This is a genomic window from Loktanella sp. DJP18 (assembly GCF_049310965.1).
Classification (GTDB): Bacteria; Pseudomonadota; Alphaproteobacteria; order Rhodobacterales; family Rhodobacteraceae; genus Loktanella.
In genome coordinates, this window is record NZ_JBMERN010000119.1 from 1 (window position 1) to 11,654 (window position 11,654).

Here is an 11,654-nt window from a genome sequence, read left to right on the forward strand (position 1 = left end):
GCCGTATTCCTCGGGGATGGTGCAGCCCAGCAGACCGGCCTCTCCCATCAGGGGGAACAGCTCCGGCGAGGACGCCTCGTCCCGGTAGGCCTGCGTCACGCGCGGTTGCAGCACCGTCTGCGCAAAATCGCGGGCCGCGTCGCGCAGCATCCGTTCGTCTTCGGTCAACTGGCTTTCCAGCAGCAGCGCATCGGCCCAGTCGAAAGGACCAAGGTCGGGGCCCGTCCCGCTCATGTCTTTTGCCATTTTGTCAGTCCTTTTGGTTCAGCCTGTCCGCAAAGGCGTCCAGCAGCTTGTGCTTCAGTATTTTGCCTGTCGGTGCGGCGGGCAGCGCCTCCACCGCGAAGATCCGTGTCGGACGCTTATAGCCGCTCAGTCGGGTCGCGGCAAAAAGGGCCAGTGCGTCGATGTCAAAGTTGAGCGGGTCGCGGCATTGCACAAAGGCCAGGATATCCTCGTCTCCGACCGCGTTCCTTGCCCCGATCACCGCACATTGGATGACGTCACTGTGGTCGTTCAAGGCGGCTTCGACCTCTGGCGGATAGACGTTGAAACCACCTCGAATGATCAGTTCTTTGCTGCGGCCGACAATATGCAGGTTGCCCGCCGCATCCAGCCGCCCCAGATCGCCGGTGCGCAGCCAACCGTCGGCATTGATGGTCTGTGCCGTCATGTCGGGTGCGCGAAAGTAGCCCTTCATCACATGCGGCCCACGGGTCAGGACCTCGCCCGCATCGGCCCCGGCTACGGCGTCGATGCGGACCGCGATGCCCGGCAAAGGCGGCCCGGCGCTGGTATCGGGGTCACCGATCCTGTTGCGGGTGCCGCTGACGCCAGCGGTGCTTTCGGTCATCCCGTAGCCGTTCTGTAGCGGCAGGCCATAGAACGCCTCTGCCTTGGCCTTCCACGCCGGGTCCAGCGGGGCCGCGCCAGATGACAAATAGCGCAGTTTGCCACCCGTCAGCCGGGTCAGGCCCTGATCGTGGGCATATTGCATGAGCAGCGCGTGCATCTGCGGCACCGCGGGAAAGACAGTGGCCCCGCCGGTCAGCGCCGCGTGCAGCCGGGCCGGGCTGAACCGGGCTTCCAGATGCAGCGCCGCCCCGCTGACCGCACAAGCGATCAAGACAGAAGCGAGGCCGAAAACATGGGTCAATGGCAGCACGCCGTAGACCCGATCCGCAGCGGTCAAACCGCGCAACTGCGCCGACAGGCGGCCTGCAAAGATCAGGTTGCCATGGGTCAGCATGACCCCCTTTGGCGCGCCCGTGGTGCCGGTGGTGTACAGGATCACCGCGACATCGGCGGTGTCATCCTGTCGCGCTCCCGGTTCCAGCAGGGCCATATGGAAGGGACCGAAACCGATATCCTGTGGGCTGGCGGCGGTAGCGTGAGCCTGTGCCTCGGCAGAACAGCCAGACGTGTAGATCATCACGCAGGGCAAGGCGTGGTCCATGACGCGGGCGATTTCGAGGGCGGTCATCCGGGCGTTGACCGGCACGGCAATCGCACCGGCGCGGGTGGCCGCATAGATGAAGATCGCCGTCGCCAGGCAATTTTCGGCCACGATCATCACGCGGTCGCCTTGGATGACACCCGCCCCGGTCAGTAGAGCGGCGGCGGTGCTGATATGGGCGTCAAACTGGTCAAAGCGGGTGGTGCCGTCGGCGTCGATGATCGCGGTAGCCGACGGGGATGCCGCCGCCTGCCGCGCGATCAAGGCGTCGATGGGGATGAGTTCGGGCATAGGATCACCGCCTCCCCGCGGTGGTCTGTCGGGTCAAGCCACAGCAAGGGCCACGAAGCGGTCCATATGATACAGGGTGTCGCCAAAGCGGTGGTCGGTCATGACCAGACGCTTGGCCAGGTGACCCAGCGCGTATTCCTGCGTCATGCCGATGCCGCCGTGCATCTGGATCGATTCCTCGGCCACCAGTCGGGCGACCTGCCCGATCAGGGTTTTGGTTGCAGCGACATGGATATCGCGGGTCCGAATGTCGGCGTCCAGATGACCGGCCAGGTTGATCACGGCCGACCGGGCCTGCTCGATCTCGATCAGCATATCGGCCATGCGGTGTTGCAGCGCCTGAAACTTGCCGATCGGCTGGCCGAACTGCTTGCGGGCTTTCAGATAGTCGGTGGTCAGGACTCGGATCGCATCCATCAGGCCCACTGCCTCGGCGCTGATCGCAAGGGTGCCGCGGGCGTGGACGGTGGCAAGCGCGTCATAGGCCTGCCCGGTGGCCCCCAGCGGCATGCCGGGTGTGCCGTCCAACGTGATTTCCGCCGCGTTCCCTCCGCCGGTCAGCGGATAGCTGCGACGGGTCAGCCCGGGGGCGTCGGCAGCGACGAGGAACAGGCTGATGCCATCCGTATCGGCCACATCGCCAGAGGTCCGCGCGCTGACGACCAGCGTGTCGGCGGCAGCGCCGTTCACCACCACCGCCTTGCGGCCCGTCAACGCGCCGTCGATGGCAAGCGTTTCAACCCGGGACAAGTCATAACGACTGCCGGGTTCGCCATGGGCCAGCGCCATCTGGCGGGTGCCTGACATGACCTCTTCCAAAAGGGTGCGCTGGTCCGCGTCGCCCAACATGGCAATCAAGCCGCCGCCAAGAATGCCGGTGTCGATCAGCGGATCGGTCGCCCCGACTCGGCCCATTTCTTCGGCCACCAGCGCAAGATCGAAACCGGTGCCACCAAAGCCGCCCTGTTCTTCGGTGAACAGCGCGCCGATGACGCCCATGTCGGCCAGCCCCGCCCAGACATCGGCAGAGGTCCCGGCGTCACTGTCGGCAATCCGGGCCAGCAAGTCGGGGGTGTATTTGTCCCGCAGCAAACGGCGCAGACCGTCCTGCAACATCTGGCGTTCGTCGGTCAGATCAAAGTTCACGATACCCTCACAGTTCCAGAATGGCTTTGGCGATGATGGATCGCTGCACCTCGTTCGATCCGCCATAGATCGAGAGTTTGCGGTTGTTCAGGTATTGCCCCGTGGGCGCCTGCGCATGGGCGGGGCCGACCGTATTGTTGTCACCCTCCAGCGCCTCTGACACGAAGGGCATGGCATAAGGGCCGATCGCCTGCATCGTCAGCGCATTGATCTCCTGCCGGACCTGCGTGCCCTTGACCTTCAGCATCGAGCTTTCGGCTCCGGGGGCCTGCCCAGATGCGGCCGCGCTGATGACCCGCAGGTTGGTCGTGGCCATCGCCATCAGGTCGATCTGCACCTGCGCGATCCGGGCGGCGAAATGTGGATTCTGGATCAGGGGCTTGCCGCCGTGCAGTTCCGCCCGCGCGATGCGCTTCAATTGCTCCAGCCCGGCGCTGGCAAAGCCGACACCGGCGATATTGGTGCGCTCGTGGGTCAGCAGATATTTCGCATAGGTCCAGCCCTTGTTTTCAACGCCGACCAGATTGGACGCAGGCACCCGGACGTTATCGAAAAAGACCTCGTTCACCTCGGCCCCGCCGTCGATGAGCACGATCGGACGCACCTCGATGCCGGGGGTGGTCATGTCGATCAGCAGGAAGGAAATGCCCTCTTGCCGCTTGCCCTCTTTGCTGGTGCGCACAAGGCAGAAGATCATGTTCGCGTACTGGCCCAGCGTCGTCCACGTCTTTTGCCCGTTGACGATGTAATCGTCGCCGTCGCGGACAGCAGAGGTGCGCACCGACGCCAGATCGGACCCCGCCCCCGGTTCGGAATAGCCCTGACACCACCAGTCGTCGCCGTTCAGGATGCGCGGCAGCCAATGCGCCTTTTGGTCGTCGGACCCAAAGGCCATCAGCACCGGCCCCAGCATCGCAAGTCCGAAGGGCACGATCCGCGGCGCATCGGCCTTGGTCATCTCGTCTTCAAAGATATGGCGCTCCACCGCGTCCCAGCCGGTGCCGCCATGTTCTACGGGCCAGTTGCCCGCAAGCCAGCCTTTTGCGTTCAGGATGGCGTGCCATTCCTCGTGATCGGCCTTGGTCAGATTCCGGCCGTCGCGCACCTTGTCCGACAGGCGGGTCGGCAGACTGTCTTTCAAGAAATCGCACAATTCGGTCCGAAAGGCGATCTGGGCATCGGTGTAATTCAGGTTCATGACGTGTCTGCCCTTCAATAGATTTCAAACAGGCCGGCGGCACCCTGACCGCCGCCGATGCACATCGTCACGACGCCCAGCTTGGCACCGCGGCGGCGGCCTTCGATCAGCAGATGCCCGGCCATCCGCGCGCCCGTCATCCCAAAAGGATGACCCAGCGCGATGGCCCCGCCGTTCACGTTCAGCTTGTCGTTGTCGATTCCAAGCCTGTCGCGGCAATAGATCAACTGGCTGGCGAAAGCCTCGTTCAGCTCCCACAGGTCGATGTCATCGACGGTCAGACCGGCGCGTTCCAGCAGGCGCGGCACGGCATAGACAGGGCCGATGCCCATTTCGTCCGGCTCGCAGCCCGCGACGGCGAATCCGCGAAAGGCCCCCAGCGGGGTCAGACCGGCGCGGGCCGCCTCTTTTGCGTCCATCATCACCAGCGACGCCGCCCCGTCGGACAATTGCGAAGCGTTGCCTGCGGTGATGAATTGATCCTCGCCGCGCACCGGGGGCAGCTTTTCCAAGCCCTCCAGCGTGGTCGAGGGGCGGTTGCATTCGTCCTTGTCCACGGTGATGTCGCGTTCCGATGTCTCTTTCGTGGCCTTGTCCGTGACCTGCATGGTCACGGTGATCGGCACGATCTCGTCGTCGAACTTGCCTGCCTGCTGGGCGGCGGCTGTGCGTTGCTGGCTTTGCAGGCCCAGCAGGTCCTGTGCGTCGCGCGACACGCCATAGCGGGCAGCGACGATGTCCGCGGTTTCGACCATCGGCATGTAAAGCGCGGGTTTGTTGTCCAGAATCCACGCATCGCGGGAATGCCGCGGGACGGGCTGCACCATCGAGATACTTTCGACTCCGCCGACCAGCACGGCCTTTGCACCGTCCTGTGCAATCAAGTGACTGCCCATCGCGATAGCCTGCAAGCCGCTGGCGCAGAACCGGTTCACCGTGGTCCCGGCGATCGTCACCGGCAGCCCGGCGCGGATCACCGCCTGACGGGCGATATTGCCGCCGGTCACATATTCCGGATAACCGGTGCCCCAGATGCTGTCTTCGATCAGGGCGGGGTCGATACCTGCGCGGTCCACCGCATGGCGTGCAACATGGCCGGTCAGGGTCGCGCCGTGGGTCATGTTGAATGCGCCGCGCCCGGCCTTGCCGATGGCGGTGCGGGCGACGGATACGATGACGGGAAGTGACATGATGTCCCCTTTCAGCGGTTCAGGCTGGCAAAGTTGCGGCCGTCCGCGACCAGCTGTTCCAGCAGCGGTGCGGGGGTCCAGAAATGGTCGTCGATGGCCGCGAATTCGCGGATGTCCGTCAGGATCGTGTCCAGCCCGACGGTATCGGCATAGTGCAGCGGGCCACCGCGATGGCGCGGAAAGCCGTAACCTGACACGAACACCACATCGACGTCGGACGGACGCTGCGCGATGCCGTCCGCGACCACATTTGCGGCCGCGTTCACCATCGCGGCCATGGTGCGGCGCAGGATTTCTGCGGCGGTAAAGTCGCGGGACGAAAGCCCCAGGTCGGCGCGGGATGTCTCGATGATGGCGGTCACGGCATCATCGGGGCGGCCCTTGGGGCTGTCCGCGTCGTAGATGTAATAACCATGTCCGGCTTTCTGGCCCAGCCAACCTGCATGATAAAGCGCATCGGCAAAGACCGAGGCGCGGTCGCGCGGGTGGGCATCCGCCGCCTTGCGCTGCCGGGTCATGTAACCGATGTCGAGCCCCGCAAGGTCGCTGACCTGATACGGCCCCATCGCAAAGCCGAAATCCACCAAGGCCCGATCCACGGCATAGGGGCTGGCACCGTCCAGCACCATGTGATCCACCGCCGTCCGGTAATGAGACAGGATGCGGTTGCCGATAAAGCCGTCGCAGACACCCGCCCGCACCCCAATCTTGCCCAGCTTTTTCGCCAGCGCAAAGGCGGTCGCGGTGACATCGGTGGCCGTCGCATCGGCCACGACAATTTCCAGAAGTTTCATCACATGGGCAGGGGAAAAGAAGTGCAGCCCGATCACATCGGCAGGCCGCCCTGTGGCCTGCGCGATCCGGTTCACGTCAAGGTAGGACGTATTCGTCGCCAATACCGCGCCGGGCTTGCAGACACGGTCGAGGGCGCGAAATACTTCGGTCTTTGCGTCCATATCCTCGAACACCGCCTCGACCACCAGATCGGCGTCGGACAGCGCGTCATGGCCCACGACCGTCACCAGCGCGTCGGACAGGATCGCGTCGCGCGCAGTCTCGGTCAGCGTGCCGCGTTTCACGGCGCTGGCAAGGTTGCGGGCAATCGTTTCGCCGGCACGGGCGGCGGCGGCGGCATCGCGTTCGACCAGCGTGACGTGCAGACCTGACAGCACCATCGCGGTCGCGATCCCGGCCCCCATGGTGCCGCCGCCGATCACCCCGGCGCGGTCAAGTGGGCGAGAGGCGATCCCTAGAATTTCCGGCGGCTTGGCGACGGCGCGTTCGGCAAAGAAGGCATGCATCATGCCGGACCGCTGCGGCGTGTCGAGCATGGAAAGGAACAGGCGGCGCTCCTCTGCCAGTGCTTGATCGAAGGGCCGTTCGATGCCAGCAACAACCGCATCCAGCACCGCCAGCGGCGCGACCTGACCCTTTGCGGTCCTTGTCAGTCGTTGCCGCCATGCCGCGATCAGGTCGGCGTCGGCGGCCGGGAACGGCAAGTCGGTCACAGCCCGGGGACCAGCACCCTCGGCGATCAGCCGGGCGGCATAGGCCAGCGCGTCGGCGCGCAGGTCGTCACCCGCCAGTTCATCGACAAAGCCCATGGCCTGCGCCTGCGTCCCGCTGACCGGCTTGCCGGTGGTCATCAGGGTCAGTGCTGCATCCAGCCCGACAAGGCGCGGCATCCGCTGCGTGCCGCCGGCGCCTGGGATCACGCCCAGCGTCACCTCTGGCAAACCCAACCGGGCGGTTCTGGTGGCGATGCGGTAATGCGCCCCCAGCGCCACTTCCAGCCCGCCGCCAAGGGCGGTGCCGTGGATCGCGGCGATCACAGGCTTGGTGCAGGCCGCGATGGCGTTGATGACATCGGGCAGGAACGGCGCGACGGGCGGCTTGCCGAATTCGGTGATATCCGCGCCACCAATGAACAGCCGACCGGCCCCGATGATGACGGCGGCCTGCGCCGTGTCGTCGCGGCCAAAGCGTGCGACCGCGTCCCACAGCCCCTGACGTACCACCTGCCCCAGCGCGTTTACTGGCGGGTGATCGACGGTGATCAGCGCCACGCCGTCGGCAAGCTGGTAGGTGACTTTGGTCATGCGCGGCTCTCCCTCTGTACTGACTGAAGACATAGCGGCGCTGACATTTATTTCAACATGCAAAATCTAATTCCAATATGCAGAATTCGCATCAAAGATCGCGAGCGCCGACGCCACTGCCCTGCCCCATCATCCGTTCCAGATCGCGGACTGTGGCCAGCAGTTTCGGACCGACCTCCTCCTGCATCCGGGGGACAGGCAACGCCTTTGGCATGCCGCCACAGGTGAAGATGACCGGCTCGCCCAGCTCGCGGGCCTGAAAGGGCACGGCAACGGCATGGATATTGGCGGCAAAATAGCTGTCGGGATCGGTGATCACATAGCCCTGCGTCACGATCTGGTTGTGCGCCGCACGACGGTCCGCAATCGCCTGGGCGGGTGTCAGACCACGGTCGTCGTCGGCGTCCCTGACGGCCTGGGCAAAGGCGTCTTCGGTTAGGGCCGCCAGCATCGCGTGACCAGAGGACGACCCGTGGAACGGCAACCGGTGCCCGACTTCCAGCCACAATGACGCAATGCCGCGTGGGCGCCACGTCTTGACGATCAGCATGCGACCGGCATCACGGACCAGCAGCAACGATAGGGTTCCGGTGTCATCCGCCAGCCGCTGCATCAGCGGACCGGACAGATCGACAAAGGACAGCGAGGCGCTGGCCATGTTCCCCAGTGCCAGCAGCGCCGGACCGGGACGATAGCGGTCATGCCGCCGGGCATGGGTCAGATAGCCCAGCGATTGCAGCGTGAAGGTCAGCCGTGACACGGTGGATTTCGGCAGGCCGGTGCGGTCCGAAATCTCGGCGTTGCCAAGCCCGTCGTCAGACGGACGGAAGGCCCGCAGGACACTCAGCCCTCGCGCAAGTGTCGTGGCAAAGCGCCGGTCCTTGTCCAACTCAGTGTCCATCGTGTCCACCCCCCTGACCTGCGCGTTTCTATAATGAATTCGGGATCAAAAGCGAAATGATCGGAAAGCTTATCAACAGCATCAGAACGATGACATCGATGGCGAGGAACCGCCAGATGCCGGCAAAGATCCGGTCAATCGGCACGGCCTTGCCGACCACGTTGCTGATGACGAAGACGTTCAGGCCGACGGGTGGCGTGATCAGCCCGATTTCAAGCAACTTCACCACGATGACGCCGAACCAGATCAGATTGAAACCATAGCTTTCGACCAGCGGAACCATCAACGGCAAGGTCAGGACCATGATCCCAATGGGGTCAAGGAACATGCCGAGGATCAGGTAGATCACCACGATAGCCGATAGCAGCATGACCGGCGACAGTTGCGCATCGCTGACCCCGGTGACGATGGCCGGCGCCACGCCGGTCAGCGCGATGAAGGCCACGAATATCTTTGCAGCAGCGGCAATCAGAAAGATGCTGGACGTCTGGATGGCGGTTTCGCGCAGGGAATCCCACAGGTCGCGCAGCGACAGCTTGCGCTGCGCGAATCCGATCAGGCAGGCCGCAGCGACGCAGATCGCAGCCGCCTCTGTCGCGGTGAAGAAACCGCCATAGATGCCACCGACGATCAGGCCGAAAAGTAATATTGCAGGCCATGCGCCGACGGCGGCTGCCAGCTTGTCCTTCAGGGTGATCTCTCCCTGATAGACGGGTGCCGCCGAAGGTTTGCCTTTGACCCAGATGTAGATCACCAGCAAAAAGCCTGCCAGCGACAGGATACCCGGCAGAATACCCGCCAGAAACAACGAGGAAATCGACGTTTCGGTAAAGATGCCGTAGATGATGAACAGCACCGACGGGGGGATCAGTGAACCGAGTGTGCCGCCCGCCGCAACGGATGCGGTTGCCAGGCCCTTGTCATAGCCCATGCGCAACATCTCTGGCGAACAGATACGACCCATCGTGGATGCACAGGCAATTGACGACCCGGTGATGGCAGAAAATCCGCCGCAGCCAACGACGGACGCCATCGCAACCCCGCCCGGCACCTTTGCCAACCAGACCCGGGCGGCGGCATAGATGCGCGTCGTGATATCGGCCCGGTAGGCGATATGTCCCAAGGCGATGAACAGTGGGATCATCGACAGGTCGTAGGAATGCATCAGGTCAAAGGAATTGGAAAACACCAGCGAGGTTGTGGGCCGCAGCGCTCGGTCGGGTGTGAAATCGCCGGTGCGTGTGGCGAAGATCACAAAAGTTCCGATTGTGCCGATGCCCGCCAGCGCAAATGCGATCGGCACGCGCAGCGCCAGCAAACCGATGACGGCGGCAAAAGCGAAGATGCCGATCAGGGTGCCGTCCATCAGGATTTTTCCTCATCTTCAAAGATCGAACTGGTAGTTTCCGACAGGGCGGGACTGCCCCCGGCCTGCAGGGTGCGGACGTCCGCGATGACCAGCAACAGCAGGCGCAGCCAGCAAAACGACATGCCGATCAGGAACAGCATGCGCCCGGGCCATTTCGGCAGGTTCAACTGACCGAAGTAATAGCTGCCGCTTTCGAGGGTATGTGCGACCTCGCGCCAGCCGGCATAAAGCAGCGGCGACAGTGCCAGCAGACCGAACAATCCGCCAAAGACGACCAGCCAGCCCTGCATCCGCACGGACAGGCGGTTCGACAGGAACTCGACCACGATATGCGCCCGGGCAGTGGTCGCAGCGGCAAGCGGCAGGACGATGGCCGCGACCATCAATTCGCGGACCATGACGATGGTGTCAGGCACGCCGGAATTGACGGTGATCCGCAACACGACGCTGACGGTTATCAGCAGTCCCAGTGCCAGGATGGCGCAGCATGCCAGATCCAGTAGCAATCTTTCGATGCGGTACAGCATCGCCCCCTCCCAAGGATGAATTTGCCTGATCGGACTGCGACCCCATAAGATCGCAGCCCGTGGTCTGATCAGATCAGCGCGTCCAGGGATAACCCTCGGCGTCACGCTCGGCGGTGTATTTCGCCAGCAGTTCACGGTAACGCGTCAGCATCCCTGCACCGTCAAGACCGGCGGCTGTCGCCTGTTCGACCCAGGCATCGATGTAAGGCGCACCACGTTCGACCAGCTTGTCCCGCTCTGCGTCGTCCAGTTCGATCACTTCGACCCCGGAGTCTCTCATGGTCTGGACGGCGGCTTCGTTGTCGGCATTGATCAATTCGCCCAGCGTGTCGGCCATGCCGATGCCCGCTTCACCCAACGCGGCCTGATGTTCGGGCGAAAGGGAATCATAGGCAAACTTGTTCATGAAGATGCCAAGTGCGCCGACCTGACCCCAATTCAGGATCGTGTAGCTGGTCATGACTTCCTGTTGCTTCAGCGCTGCGACCGCATAGGAATAGCCTTGCGAGCAATCGAGCAGGCCGGTGTCCAGCGCCTGATAGGCGTCATAGATCGGCATGGCGACCATGTTTGCGCCCAGATCGCGGAACACATCGCCGTAAGCCCCGACGCCGCGGACCTTGAGGCCAGAGACATCCTCGGCCGTGCGAATAGCCGCACCCTTGCAGCCGATGTTAACGGCAGAGGTCGTGAAGGTTCCCAGATAGACAAGGTCCTGATCGGCCAGATTTGCGGTGATCGCCGGATCCGTCCGCATCAGTTCATCCGTGGCACGCATGCCCACCCATGAATCGGAATTCAGCAGCGGCAGATCGGCGATGTCATAGGCGACCATTTCCTGCGGGAAGTAGACACCGATGATGGTGCCAAGATCGGCCACACCGTCGCTGACGCCCTGCAGGGCTGCATCGGCCTTGAACAAGGCCCCGCCCCACTGGATGTCGATGGTGATCTCTCCGTTCGTGCGGGCGGCGATGTCGTCGGCAAAGGCCTGCGTTGCCTCGGCGCGGGCACCGCGATTCGGGCCGGCTTCGCCCAGAATAAGCGTCGTCTGTGCGGCCAGCGACGAGGCCGCCATACCGAATACCACTGTTGCAGCAGTCAAAGTTGTTTTCATCATCGCTCCTCCCAGAACTTCCATATATACGAATATATTTCCACTATACGGAATTAGGCTGCAGTGCAAGTGACCCACTACTTACATCGGCGTAGCTGCGCCGATGTGTGCAGGTCCGGCTGCGCGCCATGTGCTGCAGCCCCACACGCGCGCGTTGAAGGGATATCAACAAGCTTTGAGGCGACGATGCCGAACGCGCAGTAAAAAATGCTGAACTATGCGCTCGAAACCAGCGACTGGGCCGCCGCGGCCTATCCGCTGGAAAGCACTGAAACCGGCTGGATCGGCCAGAGCAGAATCATGGCTCATGACTGCTGAGTTTAGCGGCAGCGCCATCTAACCGCAATAATTCACGAGATG

The 11,654-nt window shown here is 63.3% G+C and carries 10 protein-coding genes; all 10 read right to left on the minus strand.

The genetic code is table 11. The features are described from left to right. On the minus strand, positions 1–246 hold a 246-nt coding region (locus ACOI1H_RS20600), incomplete at its 3' end, for an acyl-CoA dehydrogenase family protein (protein ID WP_422439805.1). 4 nt (positions 247–250) lie between these two features. Then, positions 251–1,747 (minus strand): class I adenylate-forming enzyme family protein, encoded by a 1,497-nt coding sequence (locus ACOI1H_RS20605; protein ID WP_422439807.1) that lies wholly within the window; start codon positions 1,745–1,747, stop codon positions 251–253. 33 nt (positions 1,748–1,780) lie between these two features. Further along, the gene (locus ACOI1H_RS20610) at positions 1,781–2,893 is read right to left on the minus strand and encodes an acyl-CoA dehydrogenase family protein (protein ID WP_422439809.1); all 1,113 of its coding nucleotides are present in this window, start codon (positions 2,891–2,893) and stop codon (positions 1,781–1,783) included. Positions 2,894–2,900: 7 nt separating this feature from the next. Then, a complete protein-coding gene (locus ACOI1H_RS20615; RefSeq protein WP_422439811.1) occupies positions 2,901–4,091 on the minus strand; it encodes an acyl-CoA dehydrogenase family protein in 1,191 nt (396 codons plus the stop codon). A 14-nt stretch (positions 4,092–4,105) separates the two neighbouring features. Next, the gene (locus tag ACOI1H_RS20620; protein ID WP_422439813.1) at positions 4,106–5,281 is read right to left on the minus strand and encodes an acetyl-CoA C-acyltransferase; all 1,176 of its coding nucleotides are present in this window, start codon (positions 5,279–5,281) and stop codon (positions 4,106–4,108) included. An 11-nt stretch (positions 5,282–5,292) separates the two neighbouring features. Next, positions 5,293–7,380 carry a 3-hydroxyacyl-CoA dehydrogenase NAD-binding domain-containing protein gene (locus ACOI1H_RS20625; protein ID WP_422439815.1) on the minus strand — a complete coding sequence of 696 codons (2,088 nt, stop codon included), beginning with the start codon at positions 7,378–7,380 and terminating at the stop codon, positions 5,293–5,295. 91 nt (positions 7,381–7,471) lie between these two features. Beyond that, complete coding sequence (locus ACOI1H_RS20630) at positions 7,472–8,281, minus strand: IclR family transcriptional regulator (protein WP_422439816.1); 810 nt, start codon at positions 8,279–8,281, stop codon at positions 7,472–7,474. 28 nt (positions 8,282–8,309) lie between these two features. Then, positions 8,310–9,647 (minus strand): TRAP transporter large permease, encoded by a 1,338-nt coding sequence (locus ACOI1H_RS20635; protein WP_422439817.1) that lies wholly within the window; start codon positions 9,645–9,647, stop codon positions 8,310–8,312. After that, positions 9,647–10,177 (minus strand): TRAP transporter small permease, encoded by a 531-nt coding sequence (locus tag ACOI1H_RS20640; RefSeq protein WP_422439818.1) that lies wholly within the window; start codon positions 10,175–10,177, stop codon positions 9,647–9,649. Before ACOI1H_RS20640 ends, ACOI1H_RS20635 begins: the two co-directional genes overlap by 1 nt. A 73-nt stretch (positions 10,178–10,250) precedes the next feature. After that, a complete protein-coding gene (locus ACOI1H_RS20645) occupies positions 10,251–11,294 on the minus strand; it encodes a C4-dicarboxylate TRAP transporter substrate-binding protein (protein WP_422439820.1) in 1,044 nt (347 codons plus the stop codon). Positions 11,295–11,654: the final 360 nt, after the last annotated feature.